Genomic DNA, 22,629 nt, shown 5'->3' with positions numbered 1-22,629 from the left:
CTGCAGGCGCGTTGGCGGCTGTTGCCGGTCGGCTGCAAGTAGTTCCCCGAGTGTAACTAGGACCCCTGTTGATGCGCGAAACCCCCGCTGTCGATCATCGTCAGTCCGCCGCGGCCGATTACCTGCAACCGCTGCCTGCCGAGCGTTCCGCGTACCGCTGGTTCCTGGTGCTGTTCATCGCGGTGCTGGCGGTCAAGCTGCTGGTTGCCGCACGCCTGCCGCTGTTCGTCGACGAGACCTTTTACTGGCTGGAAGGCCAGCATCTGGCACCCTCCTATTCCGACCTGCCGGGCCTGACGGCGTGGCTGGCCCGCCTGGGCGTCAGCCTGGGCGGCAATACGGAGCTGGGGCTGCGTCTGCCGTTCCTGATGATTGCCGCCGCGGTGCCCTGGCTGGTGGCGCGGGTCACCGCGCGTGAGTACGGGCCGGTACACGGCTGGCAGGCAGGCAGTTTCGCGCTGCTGTTGCCACTGGCGGGGACGCTGGGCCTGTTGGCGCTGCCGGATGCAGCGATGGCGCTGGCCACGGTGCTGTGCATCGACGCCGGCGCGCGGTTGCTGCGGCAGGTCAGCGCCGGAGCCTCCCTTGAGCTCGCGCTGGGCCTGACGATCGGCGCATTGAGCCACTACCGCTTCATCGCCGTGATCGGCGTCGGTCTGTTGGCGTTGTTGCTGGTACGCGACGGCCGCAAGGCGCTGCGTGACCCCCGCGTGTGGACTGCGATCGCCATTGGCGCCGCGGCCTGGGCGCCACTGGTGGCGTGGAACCTGGGCAACGCCGATGCCGGGCTGCGCTTCCAGCTCGTGGACCGGCACCCGTGGGCGTTTCACTGGGACGGCATCCTGTTTGTCGTCATCCAGGCACTGATGGTTACCCCGCTGTTGTTTGCCGCGCTGCTGGCAGCGGGTTGGCGGGGCTATCGGGGGGCGTTGCCGGCATCGCGGTATTTCGCGCTGCTCGGCGGTCTGCTGGTGCTCGGTTTCTTTTCGCTGGGGTTCTTCGCCGACACCGAGCGGGTCAGCTTCCACTGGCCGCTGCCCGGCTACCTGGCGCTGCTGCCGCTGCTGCCCGCGGTCCTGGCCGCGTGGCCGCGCTGGTTGCGTGGCCTGACCTGGCTGACCGCCGGCCTCGGCCTGGTGATGGTGATGGGCTATTACGTCGCGGTGTCAGTGCCGGACCTGCGCGCGCGTGCGGCGGCGGAGAAGTGGTACCCGTCCAACTTCGCCGGCTGGGACGAGCTGGCCGATGCCGTGCGCCTGGAGCGCGGGCAGATGGGTCCGGACACGCGCCTGGTGGCGGGCAGTTTCAAGATCGGCGCCGAGCTCGGCTTCGCCCTGGGCGATCCGCGCATCCCCGTGCTGGACCATCCCTTGAACGTCAAGCACGGCCGTGCCCCGCAGTTGCAGCTCTGGAACCTGGCAGCAGGGCCACGTGAGTCGTGGCCGGCGCAGTTCGGTCAGGCCTGGGCCGACGCGCCGGTGCTGCTGGTGATCGCGTCCAGCGATGTCCAGTACAAGCACCTGCTGGAGCGTTATCACCACCTGTGCGGGAAACTGGGGCCGCTGCCGCCACCGCGGGTAGTGAACGTGGACCACGGGCGCCAGCGCTTCCTGCTGTTCCGCTTCGATTCGTCCATGCCGACCGCAGGCAACTGCACCGCCCCGGCGATGGCGTGGATAGACAGCCCCGTCGGCGGTCAGCGCGTGGCACGCAACTTCGATATCGCAGGCTGGGCGTTCAAGGACGGCGTGGGCCTGGAACGGGTCGAGGTGACCCTGGACGGAAAGCCGGTGGCGGAGGTTGCCTATGGCGCCAGCCAGCCCGGCACCGCCGCGTTCTGGCGCATCAGCAACGATCCCAACCAGCCGCGGGTGGGCTTCAGCGGGCGGGTGGAACTGGGCGCGAATGTCACCACGGGTCGCCACTGGCTGGGCCTGCGCCTGCACGGCGCGGACGGCAGCGTGGAGGCGTGGCCAGAGCAGCCGATCGAGGTGCGCTGAGCCAGTCGGCCCGGTTGCCAGCCGGCTCAGGGAACCGCGAAACCGGCGTCGCGCAGCAGGTCGGCGGTGGCGATCAGCGGCAGTCCGCCCAGCGCGGTCGGATCGCGCGACTGGATCTCCTTGAACAGGCTGATGCCCAGACCCTCGCATTGGAAACTGCCGGCGCAGTCGTAGGGCTGCTCGGCCTGCAGGTAGCGTTCGATCTCATCGGCGGCCAGCGCCCGGAAGCGCACCGTCGTGATGTCCAGTTACTGCAGCCGGCGGCCGTCATCGTGGCGCAGGCAGATGCTGGTGTGGAAGTGGATGGTCCGCCCGGACATGGCGGTGAGCTGACGCACGGCGCTTGCGTGGTCTCCGGGTTTTCCAAGAATGCGGCCTTCGATATCGGCGACCTGGTCGGAACCGAGTACCCAGGCGCCGGGGAAGCGGGACGCGACTGCGTCGGCCTTGGCGTTGGCCAGCCGGCGGGTGAGCGACGCCGGGAATTCCCCAGGCAAAGGCGTCTCGTCGAGTTCCGGCGACGCCACGGTGAACGGCACTCGCAGCCGCTCAAGCAATTGCGCTCGATAGCGCGAGCCGGAGGCGAGGATCAGTGTCGCCACGCTCAGACCTCCAGCATCTGCGCTTCCTCGACCCGTTCCAGCTGCCGCTCGATGCGCTCGCGCGCCTGATCGATCGAGAGGCGGACGCTGTGCAACTCCGCCACCCGTGCCTGCGCGCCCTGCTCACGCAGCCACAGTCGCTGGCGAAGCATTTCCCGCATCGCCTCATGCACTGGATCGGCGTCGCTTTCCCCGGTCACCGCCTCGATCTGTCGACGCGCCGCACGCAGGCGCGCTTCCAGCGCGTCGGCGGAGTCCAGCAGCCGCTGCATTTCCCGATAGCGACGGCGGCGCAGCCCATAGCGGACGGCGACAAGCAGGATCAGCGCCGCGGCGATGACGACCGGAAACAGGAGTGGATTCACGGGCAGCGGGCCAGTCGGGTGAGCGCCCAGTCTGCCGCGCCCGGCTCCCGCGGGGCAAACGCGGACGGCCCCGCCCGGCGGCGGCGTTCCGGCACGCTGTTGCTGCACCTTGTGCTCTCTCTGCATGATTTGACACGCCCCGGCCCGATCCCTAACATCGTCCGGCTTATGTCCGCTGACTCAACCAAACCGTCTGTGCCCGAGTTGCTGGATGCGTGGCGCATGGTGTCAGCGCGGCGCGGGCTTGCGGGACGCGCGCCACTGGCGTCGCTGCCGCGGCTGGCAGGAAGTCTTGTCGATGCGGACGGCGAAGTCGCCTACACGCTGGATTTCGGCAGCGACGAGCTGCAGGTACCGTACGCGGAGCTGCATGCGAAAGCCGAGCTGCCCTTGTTGTGCCAGCGCACCTTGACCCGCTTCCTGTTTCCGGTCGACGTCGTGCAGCGACTCGGTCTGATCCGCCAGGAAGCCGATGAAGCGGCGCTGCCGGAAGGGTACGAGCCGTTGTTGATGCCAGCAGACGGCATGTTGTCTGCGCTGGATCTGGTGGAGGACGAACTGATCCTCGCGATCCCGGTGGTCCCGGTGAAACCCGGTACCGAGGCGATGGAGGCCGACTGGCCGATTCCCGAAGCCGACCTGGAGCGCGTCAATCCCTTCGCCGCGCTGTCGTCATTGAAGAAAAAACCGGACGACCCGAGTTAGAATTACGGGCTGTTCCTGCGATCCGGCCCGGTTTCCGGGCCATCAACCTGCATATTTTTGAGTTTTCCCTGGAGTTAAGACCATGGCTGTCCAGAAGTCCCGCGTTTCCCCCTCCAAGCGTGGCATGCGCCGCAGCCACGACTCGCTGGGCACCAAGCAGTTGTCCACCGACCCGACCACCGGCGAGATCCATATCCGTCACCACGTGACCGCTGACGGCTACTACCGCGGCAAGAAGGTCATGGACACCAAGACCAGCTTCGTCGACGAAGAATAAGTCCTTCGTGACCGCGTGCCGGATCGCCGGCATGCCGATCGCCTCTGGCGCCACCCGGCGCCGGGGCGATTTTTTGTGTCTGTCGTACACGCAAGGCTGAAGGGCGTGATGCGGCCTCGCCGGCGGGCCCACGCTTGCGCCTGCGCCGTCAATCGGGTCTGCTAGCTGGGGGCGCGGTTCTCCGCGTGAAGGCTTCGACCGCGGAGTGGTGATGACTGAACGTATTTATTCCCGCATTGCGGGCACCGGCAGCTACCTGCCGGAAAGGGTGTTGACCAACGACGACCTGTCCAGGATCGTCGACACCAGCGATGAGTGGATCGCCTCGCGCACCGGCATCCGCCAGCGGCATATCGCCGCGGAAGGGGAAACCACCAGCGACCTGTCCTACCACGCCGCGATGCGCGCGATGGAAGCGGCCGGGGTGGAGGCGTCCGAGATCGACCTGATCGTGCTCGGCACGACCACGCCCGACATCATCTTTCCGTCCACCGCCTGCCTGGTCCAGCATCGCCTCGGCGCCAACGGCTGCCCGGCCTTCGACGTCAACGCGGCCTGCTCGGGCTTCGTCTACGCGCTGTCGATTGCCGACAACTTCATCCGTTCCGGCGCGGCAAAAACTGCACTGGTGATCGGCGCGGAAACCCTGACCCGGATGCTCGACTGGACCGATCGCGGCACGTGCGTGCTGTTCGGCGATGGGGCCGGCGCGGTGGTGCTGAAAGCCGATTCGGAGGCGGGCATCCTCAGCACCCACCTGCACGCGGACGGCGGCAAGAAGGAGCTGCTGTACAACCCGGTGGGCGTCTCGGTGGGCTTCAAGCCCGAGGAGCACAATGCCGGCGTCAAGGTGATGATGACCGGCAATGACGTGTTCAAGCACGCGGTCAAGGCGCTGGACGCGGTGGTCGAGGAAACCCTGGAAGCCAACGGCATCGACCGCAGCGAGATCGACTGGCTGATCCCGCACCAGGCCAACCTGCGCATCATCGAGCTCACCGCGCGGCGGCTGGACATGCCGATGGAGCGCGTGATCGTCACCGTCGACAAACACGGCAACACCTCGTCCGGCTCGGTGCCGCTCGCACTCGACGAGGCGGTTCGGTCCGGGCGGGTGAAGCGCGGCCAGTTGCTGTTGCTGGAGGCTTTCGGCGGCGGCTTTACCTGGGGCTCGGCGCTGCTGCGCTACTGAGGACCAGCGCTCCTCGGCGGCGCGCAGTGGCTGGACTGAACCCTACGCCGCAGTACAGACGCCTTGCCGGGATGCTCGCGTATCATAGCCGGCTTTGATTGGTCGGCCGCGGCACACACCATGTCCCCATCCATCGCCTTCGTCTTTCCCGGCCAGGGATCCCAGTCCGCCGGCATGCTCGCGGAGCTTGCCTCGCAGGAGCCGCTGGTCCGGCAGACCTTTGCCGAGGCCAGCCAGGGTGCCGGCGTCGATCTGTGGGAGATGAGCCGCGATGGTGCGGGCGAGCAGCTCAACCAGACCGAATTCACCCAGCCGGCGCTGCTGGCTGCAAGCGTTGCGGTATGGCGCGTGTGGCAGGCCCGCGGCGGTACTCGCCCGGCCGTCCTGTCCGGGCACAGCCTGGGCGAGTACAGCGCGCTGGTCGCCGCCGACGCGCTGCCGCTGGATCAGGCTGCCCGGCTGGTGCGCCTTCGTGGCCAGTTGATGCAGGCAGCCGCGCCTGCAGGTACCGGCGCAATGGCAGCCATCCTTGGCGCGGACGATGCGCTGGTGGAGGAGGTGTGCCGCAGCGTCTCCGGCCGCGAGGTCGTGGTACCTGCCAACTACAACTCGCCGGGCCAGATCGTCATCGGCGGTCATGCTGCTGCGGTCGATGAAGCCCTGGGGCAACTCGCCGAGCATGGCGTGCGCAAGACGATCAAGCTGGCCGTCAGCGTGCCCTCGCACACGCCGCTGATGCGCGATGCCGCCGACCAGCTCGCCGAGGCGATGGAGGGCCTTGATTGGGCGATGCCCACCCTGGGCGTGGTCCAGAACGTCGACGCGCGGACCAACGACTCCGTCGACGCGATCCGTGACGCGCTGGTCCGCCAGCTCTACCTGCCGGTGCAGTGGACGCGCTGCGTGCTGGCGCTGGCCGGGCATGGCGCCACCGCGGTCGCCGAGTGCGGTCCGGGAAAGGTGCTGACCGGACTGGTCAAGCGCATCGACAAGTCCCTTGATGCCCGCGCCCTTGGCGCGCCGGCCGACTTCGAAGCCGCCCTGGCGGACTGGAAATAACCCACCCTTCACCGGCACTGCGCCGGTGCGAGTACAGGATCCCTCTATGAGCCATCAGCCCCTCAACGGCGAAATCGCACTGGTCACCGGCGCCAGCCGCGGCATCGGTGCCGCCATTGCCGACGAGCTTGCCGCCCAGGGCGCGACCGTCATCGGCACCGCGACCTCCCAGGCCGGCGCCGATGCGATTGGCGAACGCCTGTCGGCGGCTGGCGGGCACGGCCGCGTGATCGATGTCGCCGATGGCGCCGCGACGCTTGCCCTGATCGATGCGATCGGCAAGGACATCGGCCCGATCTCGATCCTGGTCAACAACGCCGGCATCACCCGCGACAACCTGCTGCTGCGGATGAAGGACGAGGACTGGCAGGCGGTCATCGATACCAACCTGAGCAGCGTCTACCGCACCTCCAAGGCTGTGATGCGCTCGATGATGAAGGCCCGGCGCGGCCGCATCATCAACATCGCCTCGGTGATCGGCGTGACCGGCAACGCCGGCCAGGCCAACTATGCCGCCGCGAAGGCCGGCATCATCGCCTTCAGCAAGTCGCTGGCCAAGGAGATCGGCAGCCGCGGGGTGACCGTGAACGTGGTCGCGCCGGGCTTCATCGATACCGACATGACCCGCGGGCTGCCCGAGGACAGCCGTGAGGCGATGCTGGGCCAGATCGCGCTGGGGCGCTTCGGCGACCCGGCGGACATCGCGCGGGCGGTCGCGTTCCTAGCCGGACCGGCCGCGGCCTACATCACCGGGGAGACCCTGCACGTGAACGGCGGCATGTACATGCCTTGACAAGTGCATGCCCTGACAGTGCATGTCGTGAACCGCATGCGCTGGTACCGCAATGCCACAGCGCAGGACGCGCGAACCGAAGTGAAAGGGCCTGCCGGATAGTCCGCTGGCCTTCGATTCCACTACACTATTCCATCGAATATCCCGTACGGGAGGAGTGAATACCAATGAGCAGCATCGAAGAGCGCGTCAAGAAGATCGTGGTCGAACAGCTTGGCGTCAAGGAAGAGGAAGTCACCAACAACGCTTCGTTCGTGGACGACCTGGGCGCCGACTCCCTCGATACCGTCGAGCTGGTGATGGCCCTCGAGGAAGAGTTCGAGTGCGAGATCCCGGACGAGGAAGCCGAGAAGATCACCTCGGTGCAGCAGGCCATCGATTACGTCACGACGCACGTCAAGGCGTAATCCGCCCACGCGTTGCGACCGGTCATGGATCGGCGCCTCGCGTCAGGCAATGCAGACCGGGGCCGCATCATGCGGCCTTGTGTCTTTAAACGACCCAGACTTTCCCGGCGCGCTTGCGGGCTCCGTGCCAGCGCGTCGACCAGCGGAGTTGCTCCATGTCCAATCGACCGGCCTCCAGCAGGCGCGTAGTTGTCACCGGCCTCGGCCTCGTCTCGCCCCTGGGCAACGACGTTGCCAGCAGCTGGGACGGCATCGTCAATGGCCGCTCGGGCATTGGCCCGATCACCCATTTCGACACCACCGGTTTCACCACCACCATCGCCGGCCAGATCCGCGACTTCGACGTCACCCGCTGGGTGCCGGCGAAGGATGCGAAGAAGATGGACAGCTTCATCCACTACGGGGTGGGCGCGGCGATGATGGCGTTGGAGGACTCCGGCCTGGAGGTCACCGAGGGCAATGCCGAGCGCATTGGTGCGCTGATCGGTTCGGGCATCGGCGGCATCCTCGGGATCGAGGAACAGACCGCCAAGTTCCTCGCCGGCGGCGCCCGCAAGATCTCCCCGTTCTACGTGCCCAGCACGATCATCAACATGCTGCCGGGCCAGGTCTCGCTGCTGACCGGTATCAAGGGCCCGAACTTCTCGGCGGTGTCGGCCTGCGCCACGTCCAACCATTCCATCGGCATGGCGATGCGCATGATCCAGTACGGCGATGCCGACGTCATGCTCGCCGGCGGCGGTGAGCGTGGCTCCTCGCCGACTTCGGTGGGCGGTTTCTGCTCGATGAAGGCGATGTCCACCCGCAACGACGACCCGACCCGCGCCTCGCGCCCCTGGGACAAGGACCGCGACGGCTTCGTGCTCGGTGACGGCGCCGGCATCCTGATGCTGGAGGAATACGAGCACGCCAGGGCGCGCGGCGCCCGCATCTATTGCGAGCTGGCGGGATTCGGCGCCACCTCCGATGCGTTCCACATGACCGCGCCCAGCGAGGACGGCGACGGTCCGGCCCGCTGCATGACCGCGGCGATGAGCGATGCCGGGGTCACGCCGGAGCAGGTGGGTTACCTCAACGCGCACGGCACCTCCACGCCGCTGGGTGACCTGGCCGAGACGCGGGCGGTCAAGCGTGCCTTCGGCGACCACGCCTACAAGACGATGGTCAGCTCGACCAAATCAATGACCGGACACTTGCTGGGCGCGGCGGGCGGCGCGGAAGCGATCTTCTCGGTGATGGCGCTGCAGACCGGCGTCATTCCGCCGACCATCAACCTGGATGAGCCCGGCGAGGGTTGCGACCTGGACTACGTGCCCAACGTGGCGCGTGAGGCGAAGATCGACGTCGCCATGTCCAACGGCTTCGGCTTTGGCGGGACCAACGGCACCCTGGTGTTCAAGCGGCTCTGAGGAGGCATAGGGCCTTGGCGCTGCAACCGGCGTGCGCGGGTGATGGCTTGGCCGATGCGCCGCTGACCCGCGCGCTGCCGGCCGATATCGATCTGCTGTCCCTGCACCGGCTCGATCCGGAGCGCTACCCGCTGCTGCTGGAATCCAGTGCCGCCGGCACCGCGCAGGGTCGCTGGGACATCCTGTTGGTCGCCTGCGGCGAGACCTTCGAACTGGATCGCGACGGCGTTGTACGCGACCAGACCGGACAGGCAATCGGTTCCGACTTCCTCGACGTGCTGGATGCGGCGTGGCAGCAGCGTCGCGTCGGACACACCGAATGCCCGTGGCCGTTTCGCGGCGGCTGGGCGTTGCTGCTCGGCTACGAGCTCGCCGGCCAGATCGAGCCGGTGCTTGAGCTTCCGCCAGCTCCCGGGGCCGTCCCGGTCGCCCGGGCAGTGCGGTGCCCGGCGGCCGTCCTGCGCGATCACGTGACGGGGGAATGCATCGCCATCGCTGAACCGGGCGCAGTGGAGCTTCTGGACGACCTTGCAGCGGACTTCGCCCGGGTGGCGCAACTGCCGCCGCTGCCGGACTGGGAGATCCCGGCGACCGTGCTTGAAGACGCTCCGTCCCGTTATCTGGATGCGACCGCGCGGGTGCTCGAATACCTCGCCGCCGGCGATGTCTTCCAGGCCAATATCTCGCGCCGCTGGACCGCGGGTTTCGCACGGTCGGTCGAGCCATCCGCGCTGTTCCAGCGCTTGCGGCAGCACAATCCGGCACCCTTCGCCGGCCTGTTTGCCGGGCCAGCCGATGTTGGGGCCGAGCCCGGGACGAGCGGGGCGATCTGGGCAGTGGTCAGCGCGTCGCCGGAGCGCCTGGTGTCCGTGCGTGGCGATGTGCTGCAGAGCCGCCCGATCGCCGGAACCCGGCCGCGCATCACCGGGCAGGATGATGCCGCGCGCATCAGCGAGCTGGTCGGCAACCCCAAGGAGCGCGCCGAGCACATCATGCTGATCGACCTGGAGCGCAACGACCTGGGACGCGTATGCGAGCCCGGCAGCGTCGAGGTCGATGAGCTGATGACGGTGGAAAGCTACGCCCACGTGCATCACATCGTGAGCAACGTGCGCGGCCGGTTGCGTGCCTCGGTCACGCCGGGCGACGTGATCCGCGCGACGTTTCCGGGCGGGACCATCACCGGCTGCCCGAAGGTGCGCTGCATGCAGATCATCGCCGACCTGGAAGGCGAGGGTCGCGGCAGCTATACCGGTGCGATGGGCTGGCTCAACCGCGACGGCGACCTCGACTTGAACATCCTGATCCGCAGCGCGGAGGTGGAGGGAAAGCAACTTCGCTTCCGCACCGGAGCCGGCATTGTCGCCGACTCCGACCCGGGGCTTGAGCTGGAAGAGACCCGGGCCAAGGCGCGCGGAATGCTGCGTGCGCTGGGTGTCTCCGACGAGCCAGTGACGGTGGATCCGGCGGGCGGAGACTGAGCGCATGGCCGAATCCGATACCCTGATTGACGCAGAGAGCGCCGCCGCCCGGATCTTTCGAGGTGCGGTGCGTATCCAGCACGTGCCGACCGACAACCGCGGGCTGGCCTACGGCGACGGCCTCTTCGAGACGATGCGCGGCGCGGGCGGCGTGTTGCCGTGGTGGGAGCGGCACTGGCAACGGCTGCAATATGGCGCCGAGCGCCTGCAGTTCCCCTTGCCGCCCGAAGCACCCGCGAGGGCTGAGGCCGAGCAGTTGCTGGCCGGCGGCGATGGCGTGGTGAAGCTGCTGCTGACACGCGGCAGTGGTGGGCGCGGATATATGCCTCCGCCGCACGCCGAGCCGGTGTGGATCCTGTCGCGACACCCCTTACCCCCGCCGGCGACCGCGCTTGTAACGGTGAGGTGGTGCCGGACCCGTCTGTCGTTGCAGCCCGCGCTGGCCGGCATCAAGCACTGCAACCGGCTGGAGCAGGTCCTGGCCCGCGCTGAAGTGGGGTCTGGTGAACTCGACGGCGACGGCGACGGCGACGGCGACGGCGACAGTGACGGCGCGGCCAGCGAAGGCCTGATGCGCAGCACGGACGGTGATGTGGTCTGCGCCACCGCCGCCAACGTCTTCGTGCTGAACGGCGACCGGTGGAGCACGCCGCTGATCGATCGCTGCGGCGTGGAAGGCACCATGCGCGCGTGGCTGCTCGAACAGGTTGCGGTCGAGCAGCGACGGGTCTCGGTGGAGCAGGTTGAATCCGCCAACGCGGTGGTCCTTGTCAACGCGGTGCGCGGTATCCTTCAGGTCGGCCGGCTGGGCGATCGGTCCTGGGCGCCGCACCCGGCCGTGTCGGCGCTGTGCCGCACGCTGGCCTCTGCCCACCCCGCGTTTACCCTGCCGCCAAGCGGACCCGGTCCGATGGAGTTGTCGTGAGTCATCCCCGCAAGCGCCGGTCCGGCGTACTGGTGCTGTTCCTGTTGTTGGCCGCGCTGGTGGCTGCGCTGGCCGTGGGGGCGCTTGGCTGGCAACGCTACCAGGCCTTCGCTGACGGCCCGCTGGGAGGTGTGGAGGCGGGCGGCAGCATCACGGTGGAGCGCGGTGACTCGCTGCTGAAAGTGGTCGACCGCCTGCGCGCAGCAGGCGTGACGGGCGGTGAGACCTACGAGTGGCAGCTGCTCGGCCGCCAGCTGGACGCCGCGTCGCGCCTGCATGTCGGCGAATACGCGCTGGAACCGGGCACCACGCCGCGACAGTTGCTGGTGGCCATGCGCCAGGGCGACACCATCCGCTACCGTTTCACCCTGGTGGAAGGCTGGAACATCCGCGAGATGCGGGCGGCGCTGACCCGCGCAACGCCGCTGGTCCAGAAGAGCGCAGGGATGTCCGACGCAGAGTTGATGGAAGCGCTCGGCCATCCCGGCGAACACCCGGAGGGACGCTTCCTCCCGGAGACCTACGTCTACGGCCGCGGCGACAGTGATCTGGACGTGCTGCGCCGCGCCTACGCCGACATGGAGCGCAGCCTGGCTGCGGCCTGGGAGGCGCGCGATCCCGACACAAAGCTCAATACACCCTACGAGATGCTGGTGATGGCATCGATCGTGGAGAAGGAATCGGCCGTCGCCGAAGAACGTCCGCAGATCGCCGGCCTGTTCGAGCGCCGCCTGAAAATCGGCATGCGGCTGCAGACCGACCCGACCGTGATCTATGGCATCGGCGAGGACTACGACGGCAACATCCGCCGCGTGCACCTGACCACCGATACGCCGTACAACACCTACACCCGCGACGGCCTGCCACCCACGCCGATCGCGATGCCGGGTGTCGGTGCCTTGCAGGCGGTCGCCAATCCCGCGCCCGGGGACTCGCTGTACTTCGTCGCCGTGGGCGATGGCAGCGGGCGCCACCTGTTCGCCCGCACGCTCGCCGAGCACCAGGCCAACGTGCGCAAGTACCTGCAGAACTACCGGCAACGGGTGAGCGGGATGGATCGCGCCGGGGAGTCCAGGTGACTCTGCAGCTGCAGCCCCGCCTGATCACCCTGGAAGGCGGCGAAGGCGCGGGGAAATCCACCGTGCTGGCGCAGCTGCGCGAGACGCTGGAATCGGCCGGGGAGTCGGTCGTCTGTACCCGCGAGCCCGGCGGCACGCCGCTGGCCGAGCAGATCCGCGACCTGCTGCTCGCGCCCGGCCATGAGCCGCCCACGCCGGAAACCGAACTGCTGCTGATGTTTGCCGGCCGGGCCCAGCACGTGCGCGGGACCATCCTGCCCGCTCTGGCGGCCGGCAGCTGGGTGATCAGCGATCGTTTCACCGATGCCAGCTACGCCTACCAGGGCGCGGCGCGCGGCGGTGACCGCGACTTCATCGCCGAGCTGGAACGGCGCGTGGTCGGCATCGTGCCGGGCCTGACCCTGCTGCTGGACGTGCCGGTCGAGACCGGCCTGCAGCGTGTGCGCGGGCGCGGTACGGCGGACCGGATCGAGTCCGAGGCCCACGGGTTCTTCGATACGGTGCGGCGTGCCTACCTGGCGCGGGCCGACGCGGAGCGCTCGCGGTTCCGGGTGATCGACGCCAGCCGGCCGGCCACGGTCGTGGCAGGCGAGGCCGTGGCCCATTTGCTGACCTATCGGGAGACCCTGCTGTGACCTGTTTCGCGCCCTGGCAGCAGCGCGTGCATGACCGCACCGCGCTGGCGCTGGACAGCGGACGACTCGGGCACGCTCTGTTGTTCTGTGGTCCGGCGCGGCTGGGCAAGCTGGCCGTCGCCGAGCGCCTGGCCAACCGCCTCCTGTGCACCGAGCGGACGGCGGAAGGCGGGGCTTGCGGCGCGTGCCGCAGTTGCCGGATGTTCGCCTCGCGAAGCCAGGCCGATCCGGTCGAGACCCGCCCGGATGGATCGCTGGCGTTTCCGCAAGGTCGCAGTGGCCATCCGGACCTGCTGCAGGTCAGCTTCGCGATCAACGACAAGGCGCGCCCGCCCAAGCCGCGTACGGAGATCGTGATCGAGCAGATCCGCCGCCTGTCCGAACAGATGACGCTCAGCGCCCAGTACGGGCAGACCAAGATCGCCATCATCGATCCGGCCGATGCGATCAACCACGCCGGTGCCAACGCCCTGCTGAAAACGCTCGAGGAGCCGGTCGCGGGCCGCTATCTGTGGCTGGTCAGCGCGCATCCCTCGCGCCTGTCGGCGACCATCCGCAGCCGCTGCCAGCGCATCGAATTCCGCATGCCGCCGCGCGCCGAGGCGTTGGCCTGGCTGCAGGATTCGGGGCGCCCGGCCGCGCTGGCCGAGGAAGCCTTGGATGCTGCACGCGGACATCCGGGATTGGCCACGGAATGGTTGCAGAGCGATGCGTTGGCACTGCGCCGGCAGGTGGCGACGGACCTGGAGCGCGTGGCCACCGGCGAGGCCGGCGTGGTGGAAACCGCGCAGCGCTGGGCCGCGGACGCCAACGCGGACCTGCGCCTGCAGTTCGCCGCGGATCTGGCGGTGGCGCGTGCCGCCAGCGACTTGACCGATCCGGCGCGTACCCGCAGTCTCACCGAGTGGTTCGAGCGGGCCAACCGGGCGCGTGAACTGATGCGCACCACGGTCCGCTCGGACTTGGTGCTGGTGGAGCTGTTGCGGGCATGGCGCGCCGGCGAGTCACGCCGAACCGCTGGACAATCAAGGGGTTAGCAGCATGAGTGCATCGGGAGCCCGTCAGGGCATTGTGTCATTGGCCCTGAAGGACAAGGCGGGGCTCTACAACGCCTACATGCCCTACATCCGCCACGGCGGGATATTCGTGGCCACGCCCAACCGCTACTTCCTCGGCGACGAGGTGTTCCTGCTGCTGACGCTGCCCGAGTCGGGCGAGCGCATGCCGGTGGCCGGCAAGGTCATCTGGGTGACGCCGGCCGGTGCGCAGGGCAGTCGCCCGGCCGGTATCGGCATCCAGTTCAGCGAAGGTGCCGAGGGCGAGACGGTCAAGGGCAAGATCGAGGCGCTGCTTGCCGGCACGCTCGACGCCGAGCGCGCCACCCACACGATGTAGGTTTTGCCGGCGTAGGTTGCGCGCCGCCCGCGAATCCGGTGCGCGCTGCGACCGGCCCCGCGGCCCGACGTTCCGTCAGCGCTGGCGAAGCGCCGCGGCGTCCCAGCCCGGGCGTGGCGCGAAGCGGTCGCCGTGGCGGGACTGGAGTTGACGCAGCCGCTCCAGCACCGACTCCACCCCGGTCTCGCGGATGTATTGGATCGGGCCACCACGGAACGGGGCGAAGCCCGTGCCGAAGATCACCCCCGCATCCAGCAGGTCGGCATCGGCCACCACGCCATCGTGCAGACAGGCGACCGCCTCGTTGAGCATCGGCAGGATCAGGCGGTCGGCAAGATCCTCCGGCGCCTTGTAATTCTCCGGCGCGTCGGGCTTGACCGGCTTGCCTTCCTCCCACTTGTACAGGCCCTGGCCGTCCTTCTTGCCGCGCTTGCCCGGCTCGGCCTGTTCCGCCAGCGCCGCCGGCACCGTGAGGCCGAGGAAGGGTGACAACTCCGCGCCCACGCCTGCCGCCACATCCAGACCGACGGTATCGACCAGTTCGATCGGGCCCATCGGCATGCCGAAGCGCACCGCCGCCTTGTCGATGGCCACGCCGGGAATGCCTTCCGAGAACGCCGTCACCGCTTCGAGCATGTAGGGGAACAGGACCCGGTTGACCAGGAACCCCGGTGTACCGGCCACCGGCACCGGCAGTTTGCCGATCGCCTTGCAGAACGCGGCCAGACGCTGGCGGGTCGCCTCATCGATCCCGGCGTGCTGGACGATCTCCACCAGCGGCATGGAGGCAACCGGATTGAAGTAGTGCAGGCCGGCAAAACGCGACTGGTGTGCCAGTCCGTCGCGCAGTTCGTCCAGCGGGATGGAGGACGTGTTGCTGGTCAGCAGCGCGTCGGCCTTCATCCGTGGCTCGATGTCCGCATACAACGCGCGTTTTGCGTCGGCGTCCTCGATGATCGCCTCGATCACCAGGTCGGCCTTGGCGGCGCCGTCACCGGCGAGATCGCCCTTCAAGCGCGCGGCGACTTCCGGTCGTTTGGCATCCTCGCGAACACGCTTGGCGAACAGCGTGCCGGCGCGGGTCATCGCCGCGTCGATGTAACGCTGCTCGCGGTCGTTCAAGGTGACCTGAAAACCCTTGTAGGCCGACCAGGCGGCGATGTCGCCGCCCATCACGCCGGCACCGATCACGTGCACGTGGCTGATGCCGTGCTGCTTGCCGCCGGTGTTCTTCAGGCGTTCCTGCAGAAAGAACACCCGGATCAGGTTGCGCGCGGTCGGGGTTGAGGCAAGCTTCGACACCGATTTGCGCTCGGCGGCCAGCTGCTTGTCCAGGCTGCCGCCGGTGCCCTTCCACGTCGCCACCAGCGAGTAGGGCGCGGGGTAGTGGTCCTTGGGCGCCTTGCGCGCGACCTGCTTCAGCGTCATCGGCGCGATCACCTGACGCGCCGGCCAAGTGTTGGTCGCCCAGCCGAGAAAACGCTGGCGCAGTGGGCGCTGGTGGCCCTTCAGCGCCATGGCCGCCGCGGCGTCCACGAGCATGGCCTCGTCCACGGTCCTGTCGACCAGGCCGCTGGCGCGCGCCGCCGAGGCCCGCACCGCGCGGCCGGTCAGCATCATGTCCATCGCCGCCGGTGCTCCGATCAGGCGTGGCAGGCGCACGCTGCCACCCCAGCCCGGATAGATGCCCAGTTGCACCTCGGGCAGGCCGATCCGGGTCGAGGGATCGTTGCTGGCGACGCGGTAGTCGCAGGCCAGCGCGAGCTCCGTTCCACCGCCCATGCAGAAGCCGTGGATGGCGGCAACGGTCGGGCACGGCAGTTCCGCGACCCGCTGGAACACCTGCTGGCCGCGCTTCAGGGCGCCGGCGACCGTTCCCTTCTGGTCGAATCCCTGGAACTCCTTGATGTCGGCGCCGGCGATGAAGCCGGTCTCCTTGGCCGAGCGGAACACCACCCCCTTGGGCGGGTCGATCTGGATGCGTTCCACCAGCGCATCGAGTTCGATCAGGACATCCTGGGACAGGGCATTGACGCTCTCCCCGGCACGATCCAGGGACAGGACGAGGACGCCGTCATCGCGGATCTGCGCAAGCCAGTGCTGGCTGCGCAACCCGTCAAAGCCGGGCAGGGGAGTGGTCGGGGGAGCCATCAGGCACCATCCATTGAAGTATGGAACAGGCAGCTATCATCCCGAGGTTGTTTCACCGGCGTCAAATGGGCGGTGCGGTGGCGCCGCCCCGACACACGGGCAACCGATGGCGACGGGGCGCGCTTGCAGGTGGGCCGCGGCGCCCCAACGGTAGACAAAGGAACTTTCTCCCCGAAAGGGTTGTCCCATTGTTCGGCCAAGGCCGAGCTGACCAGGAGTGCCGGCGCGCGGTATGGCCGAGAATGATTTGGACCAGGAACTGGTCAGGTGTGTGCAGCAGGGCGACAGCACCGCATTCGATGCCCTGGTACGCAAGTACCAGCACCGCATCGTTGCGCTGATCGGTCGCTACATCGCCGACTGGAGCGAATGCCAGGACGTGGCGCAGGACGCGTTCATGCGCGCCTACCGGGCGTTGCCCAACTTCCGCGGAGACGCGCAGTTCTATACATGGTTGCACCGGATTGCAGTGAACACCGCCAAGAACCACTTGGTCGCGCAGAAGCGCCGCCCACCGGGTGCGGACATCGATGTCGACGACGCCGAGCAGTTCGATTCCGCGATCCGCCTGCGCGACAACGACACCCCGGAACGTGAACTGATGCGCCAGCAGGTGGAACAACTCGTGCTTCGCGTGGTCGAAGGTTTGCCGACGGAGTTGCGGGAAGCGATTTCCCTGCGCGAGGTCGACGGGCTGAGCTACGAAGAGATCGCCGAAAAAATGGGGTGCCCGATCGGCACCGTGCGCTCGCGGATTTTCCGCGCACGCGAGGCAATTGATCAGGAGCTGCGCCCCTTGCTTGACGCCGTACCCGATTCCCAGGAGCGGAAACACTGATGTCGAACACGCTGATATCGAACACGCTGATGTCCAACAACCACAGTGATGCCAAGGCCGGGGAGCTGAGCGCCCTGTTCGATGGCCAGCTCGGACCCGACGAGACACGATTTGCGTTGAAGCGGCTCGGCCAGGACGCTGCCTGGCGTGAGGCGTGCGGTCGCTGGCAGTTGGCCGGCGATGTGCTGCGCGGTGAGGGTGTCGCCCCGGCGCCGACCGGGTTTGCCGATCGCGTCATGGCGGCCGTCGCGCAGGAGCAGCAGCACGCTCCGTTGTCGCCGTTCCCGCCGCGGCGCGCCGCTGTCCGCCACAAGCCGCGCTGGGTCGGCGGCGCGCTGGCGGCCTCCGTCGCCATCGCGGCCCTGTTCGTTGCCCGACCGATGCTGGACGGTGAGGACCGGTCGGCAGGAGCGCCGACCGGGCGGGAAATCGTCTCCACCACGTCAGGTGCGCCATCGGATGGTCCTGCCGCCGCGTTGACCGCCGGGACCGGTATCGCGTATCAGGACGCAGCGCCGGACGACGGCAGCGCGATCCGGAACGGCGCCGCGGCGGCGACACTGGCCGCTGCGGCGGTCGCCTCGAGCACGCGTGATACGCCACGCCGCGGCGAGCGACGCCAGCGCCTGGCCGCGCGCCCTGTGGCCGGCTCGCGTACCCAACCAGTGCTGGACAATCCCGCGACCGCGCTGGCCAACGCGGATGCGACGGCATCCGGCCCGGCGGCAGCGACCGCCGACGCCCGCGCGCGTCCGTTCATGGCCGACGCCATTGCAACCAGGCCATGGCCGCGCGCTGCGGTTGCCGGCTATCCGGCCAACACGGGAATGACGGTCGGCTTCCACCCCGGCGACGCCGGCGCCGCGCCGATTTCCTTCTATCCCTTCGAGCCGTCCACCCTGCGTCATGAACCCTTGCGCGGCGAGCGCGAGCTGGCGCCGCCGGGTACGCATGCGCTGCCCGAACCTGCCGGCACCGTCATCCGTCACTGATTCCCCGTTCCGTACCACGAGGCCGAACCCATGCCCCATCCGCTTCGCTCGATCGTCCTGCTTGGCGCGCTTGCCGCCACCCTGCCGCTCGCGTGCACCGCGCAACAGAGCCCGGTTCCGGCGCCTACCGCGGTGCCGGTGGCTGCCCAGGCGGTGACCCCTCCGGCGGCGACGCCGATCGTCACCGGTCTGCCGGACTTCAGCCAGCTGGTGAAGCAGGTCGGGCCGGCGGTGGTGAACATCAGTGCGGAGACCACTCCGCGCAGGACCCGCGGCGGCGGCCCACAGTTGCCTGACGGCTTTGAGGAACTGTTCCGCCACTTCGGCATGCCGATGCCCGGTGCGCCCGGCGGTGCCGGCCCGCAGCGGGGCGGCACCTCGCTGGGCAGTGGCTTTGTAATCTCCGATGACGGCTATGTGCTGACCAACTTCCACGTCATCGACGGCGCCGACAAGGTCACCGTGACGTTGTCGGACCGGCGCGAATTCGAGGCCGAAGTCGTTGGCAGCGATGAGCAGTACGACGTGGCCGTGCTCAAGATCAAGGCCGACGGCCTGCGCTGGTTGCGCGCTGGCAGATCCACCTCGGTGGAGCCGGGGCAGTGGGTGGTGGCGATCGGCTCGCCGTTCGGCCTGGATCATTCGGTCACTGCCGGCATCGTCAGCGCGGTTGGCCGCTCCAACCCCTATTCGGGCCAGCAGTACGTTCCGTTCATCCAGACCGACGTGGCGATCAACCGCGGCAACTCCGGCGGCCCGCTGCTCAACACCTCCGGCGAGGTGGTCGGCATCAACTCGCAGATCTTCTCCAACTCCGGCGGTTTCATGGGCGTCAGCTTCGCCATTCCGATCGATCTGGCGATGAGCGCGGTCGAGCAGATCAAGACCACCGGCAAGGTCAGCCGCGGCATGCTGGGCGTCAACCTGCAGCCGATGACCAGCGAGACCGCCAGGGCGATCGGCCTGCCCGACAACCAGGGCGCGATGGTGGCCAATGTCCAGCCCGGCAGCGCGGCCGAAAAAGCCGGGATCGAGCGCATGGACGTGATCCGCTCATTCAACGGCATCGCCATCAAGGACGTCAGCGATCTGCCGCCGATCGTCGGCGCGCTGGCGCCGGGCAGCAAGGCGCAACTGGAGGTCTTCCGAAACGGCAAGCTGCGCTCGATCAACGTGGTGATCGGCGGCGACGAGTCGGCGGCTGCGGCCACGCCGCGCAACAGCAGTCCGGGCGCGCCTGCCAAGCAGGTGCCGGGTTCGAACGCGCTGGGCCTGACCGGCCGCGACCTGGCCCCGGCACAGCGCCGCCAGATGGGCCTGGGCGATGATGAAGGCGTCCTGCTGGCGCAGGTGGAGTCCGATGCCGCACGCGAGGCCGGCCTGCGCCCGGGCGACGTCGTGGTGGCCGTCGGGCGTGACAGCGTCGGCAGCCCGGCGGAACTGGACCGCAGGCTGTCGACAGCCAAGCCCGGCGACACCGTGATGCTGCTCGTGCAGCGTGGTGGCAGCTCGCAGTTCATCGCGGTCACCGTGCCCAAGCGCTGAGTCCGCATTGCTGCCCCGCGTGCCCCGCCGCTCCGGCCTCATAGCCGGGGAGGGCGGTAGCGCTTATGCGATAATCGCGTGTTGACCCAACTGGCCCCGGGCCCATCGCCGACCGCATGCACCTGATTCGCAACTTCTCCATCATTGCCCACGTCGATCACGGCAAGTCGACCCTGGCCGACCGGCTCATCCAGATGTGCGGTGGCCTGACGGCGCGCGAGATGGAGGCGCAGGTCCTGGACAACAATCCGATCGAGCGCGAGCGCGGCATCACCATCAAGTCGCAGTCGGTATCGGTGCCCTACACCGCGCGCGACGGCAAGACCTACCACCTCAATTTCATCGACACGCCCGGCCACGTCGACTTCAGCTACGAGGTCAGCCGCTCGCTGGCCGCCTGCGAAGGCGCTTTGCTGGTGGTGGATGCCGCCCAGGGCGTGGAGGCGCAGTCCGTGGCCAACTGCTACACCGCGGTCGAGCAGGGCCTGGAAGTGATTCCGGTGATCAACAAGATCGACCTGCCGACGGCCGATGTGGAGCGCGCCAAGGAAGAGATCGAGGCGGTCATCGGCATCGACGCCAGCGACGCGGTGGCGATCAGCGCCAAGACCGGCCTCAACGTGGAGGAAGTGCTGGAGGCGATCGTCACCCGCATCCCCCCGCCCAAGCCGCGCGATACCGACAAGCTGCAGGCGCTGATCATCGATTCGTGGTTCGACAATTACCTGGGCGTCGTCTCCCTGGTGCGGGTGATGCAGGGCGAGATCAAGCCGGGCGACAAGATCCTGGTGATGTCGACCGGCCGCTGGCACCTGGTCGACAAGGTCGGCGTGTTCACTCCCAAGCGCAAGGACATGCCGGTCCTGCGCGCGGGCGAGGTGGGCTGGATCAACGCCAGCATCAAGGACGTCCATGGCGCGCCGGTCGGCGACACGCTGACCCTGCTGGCCGATCCTGCGCCGTCGCCGCTCCCGGGCTTCCAGGAAATGCAGCCGCGCGTGTTCGCCGGACTGTTCCCGGTCGACGCCGACGACTACCCGGACCTGCGCGAGGCGCTCGACAAGCTGCGCCTGAACGACGCCGCGCTGCGCTTCGAGCCCGAATCATCCGAGGCGATGGGCTTTGGTTTCCGTTGCGGCTTCCTGGGCATGCTGCACATGGAAATCGTGCAGGAGCGGCTGGAGCGCGAGTACAACCTCAACCTGATCAGCACCGCGCCCACGGTGGTCTACGAGGTGCTGCGCACCGACGGCGAAGTGCTCTCCCTGGACAACCCGGCCAAGCTGCCGCCGGCCAACCTGACCGAGGAAATCCGCGAGCCGATCATCCGCGCCAACATCCTCACGCCGCCGGATTACGTAGGCAACGTGATCACCCTGTGCGAGGAAAAACGCGGCAACCAGATCGGCATCACCTACATGGGCAGTCAAGTCCAGGTCAGCTATGAGCTGCCGATGAGCGAGGTGGTGCTCGATTTCTTCGACCGCCTCAAGTCGGTCTCGCGCGGTTATGCCTCGCTCGATTACCACTTCGTGCGCTTCCAGACCGGCCCCTTCGTTCGCGTCGACACCCTGATCAACGGCGACAAGGTGGACGCGCTGAGCATCATCACCCACCGCGCGCATGCCGATCGCCGGGGCCGGGAGATCTGCGAGAAAATGCGCGAGCTCATTCCGCGGCAGATGTTCGATGTGGCCATCCAGGCCGCGGTGGGCTCGCAGATCATCTCGCGCAGCACGGTCAAGGCGATGCGCAAGAACGTGCTGGCCAAGTGCTACGGTGGCGACATTTCGCGCAAGAAAAAGCTGCTCGAGAAACAGAAGGCCGGCAAGAAACGCATGAAGCAGGTCGGCAACGTGGAAATCCCGCAGGAAGCGTTCCTGGCGGTCCTGCAGCAGGACCACAAGTAGCAGCCGCCAGCGGTCTCAACGACACACAAGAAGGAAAGACCATGCGTTGGTTCGAAATTGCCCTGGTGGCGCTTACCCTCGCCTCCGGGCTGATCTGGCTGCTCGACAAGCTGGTCCTGGCACGGCGCCGCGCCGACTATCGCGGCCTGCTCGATGACGGCAGCGAGCCGTGGTACGTGGATTACGCCAAGGCGTTTTTCCCGGTGCTGCTGGCGGTGCTGGTGCTGCGCAGCTTCATCGCCGAACCGTTCCGGATTCCGTCCAATTCGATGATGCCGACCCTGCTGACCGGCGACTTCATCCTGGTCAACAAGTTCTCCTACGGCCTGCGCCTGCCGATCAGCAACAAGAAGGTGGTTGGCATCGGCGAGCCGCAGCGTGGTGACGTGGTCGTGTTCCGCCCGCCGCACCATCCCGACCAGGACTGGATCAAGCGCGTGATGGGCCTGCCAGGCGACCGCATCGGCTATCGCGACAACCAGGTCTTCGTCAACGGCACGCCGATGGTGTATGAAGAGATCGGGCAGTACGAGGGACGCCGGAATGGTTCGGAGATGACCGGCGCGACGGAGTTGCGCGAGCAGATAGGCGATCGCACGCACCTGGTGCTGGAGCGTATGGGTCTGCCGTTCCGCGATCCGGCCGAGGGCGAGTGGACGGTGCCGGAAGGGCAGTATTTCGTGATGGGGGACAATCGCGACAACAGCGAGGACAGCCGCTACTGGGGCACCCTGCCGGAGGAGAACCTGCGCGGCAAGGCGTTCCTGATCTGGATGAACTTCGACGGCGGGGTGGACTTCTCCCGGGTCGGCGAGCGGATTCGCTAGCAAGGGGACGTACGGCTGTATGCGCGCGGCTGCGGGGCATGA

21 protein-coding genes and 1 pseudogene are annotated in these 22,629 nt (G+C 68.0%); 19 read left to right on the top strand and 3 right to left on the bottom strand.

Annotated elements, in window-relative coordinates; genetic code table 11:
• The first annotated feature begins 71 nt into the window (after nt 1–71).
• Nucleotides 72–2,000, top strand: coding sequence for a glycosyltransferase family 39 protein (locus INQ40_RS09410; RefSeq protein ID WP_194340232.1), 1,929 nt, complete (start codon nt 72–74; stop codon nt 1,998–2,000).
• Between the two features lie 26 nt (nt 2,001–2,026).
• Here INQ40_RS09410 and INQ40_RS09405 read toward each other — a convergent pair.
• Both INQ40_RS09405 and INQ40_RS09400 read right to left on the bottom strand, forming a co-directional pair.
• Nucleotides 2,027–2,602, bottom strand: a pseudogene (locus INQ40_RS09405) (nucleoside triphosphate pyrophosphatase).
• A 2-nt stretch (nt 2,603–2,604) separates the two neighbouring features.
• Entirely contained in the window at nt 2,605–2,967 is a 363-nt protein-coding gene (locus tag INQ40_RS09400; protein WP_194036257.1) for a hypothetical protein, read from the bottom strand.
• A 168-nt stretch (nt 2,968–3,135) separates the two neighbouring features.
• On the opposite strand from INQ40_RS09400, the gene INQ40_RS09395 reads away from it, so the two are divergent.
• The 13 genes from INQ40_RS09395 to INQ40_RS09335 all read left to right on the top strand — a co-directional run bounded on the left by INQ40_RS09395 (nt 3,136) and on the right by INQ40_RS09335 (nt 14,324).
• On the top strand, nt 3,136–3,672 hold the full coding sequence (locus INQ40_RS09395) for a YceD family protein (RefSeq protein ID WP_193984025.1): 537 nt from the start codon (nt 3,136–3,138) through the stop codon (nt 3,670–3,672).
• An 82-nt stretch (nt 3,673–3,754) separates the two neighbouring features.
• Nucleotides 3,755–3,949 (top strand): 50S ribosomal protein L32, encoded by a 195-nt coding sequence (rpmF, locus tag INQ40_RS09390; RefSeq protein WP_043957651.1) that lies wholly within the window; start codon nt 3,755–3,757, stop codon nt 3,947–3,949.
• 211 nt (nt 3,950–4,160) lie between these two features.
• The gene (locus INQ40_RS09385; RefSeq protein WP_193984023.1) at nt 4,161–5,141 is read left to right on the top strand and encodes a beta-ketoacyl-ACP synthase III; all 981 of its coding nucleotides are present in this window, start codon (nt 4,161–4,163) and stop codon (nt 5,139–5,141) included.
• A gap of 120 nt (nt 5,142–5,261) precedes the next feature.
• Complete coding sequence (gene fabD / locus INQ40_RS09380; protein WP_194340231.1) at nt 5,262–6,200, top strand: ACP S-malonyltransferase; 939 nt, start codon at nt 5,262–5,264, stop codon at nt 6,198–6,200.
• A gap of 46 nt (nt 6,201–6,246) precedes the next feature.
• Entirely contained in the window at nt 6,247–6,993 is a 747-nt protein-coding gene (gene fabG, locus INQ40_RS09375) for a 3-oxoacyl-ACP reductase FabG (RefSeq protein ID WP_194340230.1), read from the top strand.
• 167 nt (nt 6,994–7,160) lie between these two features.
• Nucleotides 7,161–7,400 (top strand): acyl carrier protein, encoded by a 240-nt coding sequence (acpP, locus tag INQ40_RS09370; RefSeq protein ID WP_036192674.1) that lies wholly within the window; start codon nt 7,161–7,163, stop codon nt 7,398–7,400.
• A 155-nt stretch (nt 7,401–7,555) separates the two neighbouring features.
• A complete protein-coding gene (gene fabF, locus INQ40_RS09365; protein ID WP_194340229.1) occupies nt 7,556–8,809 on the top strand; it encodes a beta-ketoacyl-ACP synthase II in 1,254 nt (417 codons plus the stop codon).
• A gap of 62 nt (nt 8,810–8,871) precedes the next feature.
• Complete coding sequence (locus INQ40_RS09360) at nt 8,872–10,290, top strand: aminodeoxychorismate synthase component I (RefSeq protein ID WP_194342505.1); 1,419 nt, start codon at nt 8,872–8,874, stop codon at nt 10,288–10,290.
• Nucleotides 10,291–10,294: 4 nt separating this feature from the next.
• The gene (gene pabC, locus INQ40_RS09355) at nt 10,295–11,215 is read left to right on the top strand and encodes an aminodeoxychorismate lyase (protein ID WP_194340228.1); all 921 of its coding nucleotides are present in this window, start codon (nt 10,295–10,297) and stop codon (nt 11,213–11,215) included.
• Nucleotides 11,212–12,294 (top strand): endolytic transglycosylase MltG, encoded by a 1,083-nt coding sequence (gene mltG, locus INQ40_RS09350; RefSeq protein ID WP_228481982.1) that lies wholly within the window; start codon nt 11,212–11,214, stop codon nt 12,292–12,294. Before pabC ends, mltG begins: the two co-directional genes overlap by 4 nt.
• Nucleotides 12,291–12,929 carry a dTMP kinase gene (gene tmk / locus INQ40_RS09345; protein ID WP_228481981.1) on the top strand — a complete coding sequence of 213 codons (639 nt, stop codon included), beginning with the start codon at nt 12,291–12,293 and terminating at the stop codon, nt 12,927–12,929. Before mltG ends, tmk begins: the two co-directional genes overlap by 4 nt.
• Nucleotides 12,926–13,966, top strand: a complete 1,041-nt coding sequence (locus INQ40_RS09340) for a DNA polymerase III subunit delta' (RefSeq protein WP_194340227.1) — start codon at nt 12,926–12,928, stop codon at nt 13,964–13,966. Before tmk ends, INQ40_RS09340 begins: the two co-directional genes overlap by 4 nt.
• Nucleotides 13,967–13,970: 4 nt before the next feature.
• Nucleotides 13,971–14,324, top strand: coding sequence for a PilZ domain-containing protein (locus tag INQ40_RS09335; RefSeq protein WP_193984015.1), 354 nt, complete (start codon nt 13,971–13,973; stop codon nt 14,322–14,324).
• A gap of 75 nt (nt 14,325–14,399) precedes the next feature.
• Here the strand turns inward: INQ40_RS09335 and INQ40_RS09330 are convergent, their stop codons facing one another.
• Nucleotides 14,400–16,475 (bottom strand): 3-hydroxyacyl-CoA dehydrogenase NAD-binding domain-containing protein, encoded by a 2,076-nt coding sequence (locus INQ40_RS09330; RefSeq protein WP_194340226.1) that lies wholly within the window; start codon nt 16,473–16,475, stop codon nt 14,400–14,402.
• A 232-nt stretch (nt 16,476–16,707) separates the two neighbouring features.
• Between INQ40_RS09330 and rpoE the strand changes: the two genes are divergently transcribed.
• The 5 genes from rpoE (at nt 16,708) to lepB (ending at nt 22,587) form a co-directional block, all read left to right on the top strand.
• Nucleotides 16,708–17,313 carry an RNA polymerase sigma factor RpoE gene (rpoE, locus tag INQ40_RS09325; RefSeq protein WP_194340225.1) on the top strand — a complete coding sequence of 202 codons (606 nt, stop codon included), beginning with the start codon at nt 16,708–16,710 and terminating at the stop codon, nt 17,311–17,313.
• On the top strand, nt 17,313–18,305 hold the full coding sequence (locus INQ40_RS09320) for a sigma-E factor negative regulatory protein (protein WP_194340224.1): 993 nt from the start codon (nt 17,313–17,315) through the stop codon (nt 18,303–18,305). The genes rpoE and INQ40_RS09320 overlap by 1 nt, the downstream gene beginning before the upstream one ends.
• 30 nt (nt 18,306–18,335) lie before the next feature.
• Nucleotides 18,336–19,850 (top strand): DegQ family serine endoprotease, encoded by a 1,515-nt coding sequence (locus INQ40_RS09315; RefSeq protein WP_194340223.1) that lies wholly within the window; start codon nt 18,336–18,338, stop codon nt 19,848–19,850.
• 116 nt (nt 19,851–19,966) lie between these two features.
• A complete protein-coding gene (lepA, locus tag INQ40_RS09310) occupies nt 19,967–21,760 on the top strand; it encodes a translation elongation factor 4 (protein ID WP_194340222.1) in 1,794 nt (597 codons plus the stop codon).
• Between the two features lie 41 nt (nt 21,761–21,801).
• On the top strand, nt 21,802–22,587 hold the full coding sequence (lepB, locus tag INQ40_RS09305; RefSeq protein WP_194340221.1) for a signal peptidase I: 786 nt from the start codon (nt 21,802–21,804) through the stop codon (nt 22,585–22,587).
• Nucleotides 22,588–22,629: the final 42 nt, after the last annotated feature.

Origin of the sequence: Lysobacter sp. H21R4 (assembly GCF_015277535.1) — a bacterium.
GTDB lineage: Bacteria > Pseudomonadota > Gammaproteobacteria > Xanthomonadales > Xanthomonadaceae > Novilysobacter > Novilysobacter ciconiae.
The sequence above is the reverse complement of the archived record's forward strand: the minus strand, read 5'-3'. Positions and strand labels throughout refer to the sequence as shown.

Excerpts from the sequence above, each read along its gene's own strand:
- INQ40_RS09410 (WP_194340232.1), top strand. The coding sequence starts at position 72 with ATGCGCGAAACCCCCGCTGTCGATCATCGTCAGTCCGCCGCGGCCGAT.
- INQ40_RS09330 (WP_194340226.1), bottom strand. The coding sequence starts at position 16,475 with ATGGCTCCCCCGACCACTCCCCTGCCCGGCTTTGACGGGTTGCGCAGC.
- pabC (WP_194340228.1), top strand. The coding sequence starts at position 10,295 with ATGGCCGAATCCGATACCCTGATTGACGCAGAGAGCGCCGCCGCCCGG.
- lepB (WP_194340221.1), top strand. The coding sequence starts at position 21,802 with ATGCGTTGGTTCGAAATTGCCCTGGTGGCGCTTACCCTCGCCTCCGGG.
- rpmF (WP_043957651.1), top strand. The coding sequence starts at position 3,755 with ATGGCTGTCCAGAAGTCCCGCGTTTCCCCCTCCAAGCGTGGCATGCGC.
- acpP (WP_036192674.1), top strand. The coding sequence starts at position 7,161 with ATGAGCAGCATCGAAGAGCGCGTCAAGAAGATCGTGGTCGAACAGCTT.
- fabG (WP_194340230.1), top strand. The coding sequence starts at position 6,247 with ATGAGCCATCAGCCCCTCAACGGCGAAATCGCACTGGTCACCGGCGCC.
- rpoE (WP_194340225.1), top strand. The coding sequence starts at position 16,708 with ATGGCCGAGAATGATTTGGACCAGGAACTGGTCAGGTGTGTGCAGCAG.
- INQ40_RS09315 (WP_194340223.1), top strand. The coding sequence starts at position 18,336 with ATGCCCCATCCGCTTCGCTCGATCGTCCTGCTTGGCGCGCTTGCCGCC.
- INQ40_RS09320 (WP_194340224.1), top strand. The coding sequence starts at position 17,313 with ATGTCGAACACGCTGATATCGAACACGCTGATGTCCAACAACCACAGT.
- fabD (WP_194340231.1), top strand. The coding sequence starts at position 5,262 with ATGTCCCCATCCATCGCCTTCGTCTTTCCCGGCCAGGGATCCCAGTCC.
- INQ40_RS09395 (WP_193984025.1), top strand. The coding sequence starts at position 3,136 with ATGTCCGCTGACTCAACCAAACCGTCTGTGCCCGAGTTGCTGGATGCG.
- fabF (WP_194340229.1), top strand. The coding sequence starts at position 7,556 with ATGTCCAATCGACCGGCCTCCAGCAGGCGCGTAGTTGTCACCGGCCTC.
- INQ40_RS09335 (WP_193984015.1), top strand. The coding sequence starts at position 13,971 with ATGAGTGCATCGGGAGCCCGTCAGGGCATTGTGTCATTGGCCCTGAAG.
- INQ40_RS09385 (WP_193984023.1), top strand. The coding sequence starts at position 4,161 with ATGACTGAACGTATTTATTCCCGCATTGCGGGCACCGGCAGCTACCTG.
- lepA (WP_194340222.1), top strand. The coding sequence starts at position 19,967 with ATGCACCTGATTCGCAACTTCTCCATCATTGCCCACGTCGATCACGGC.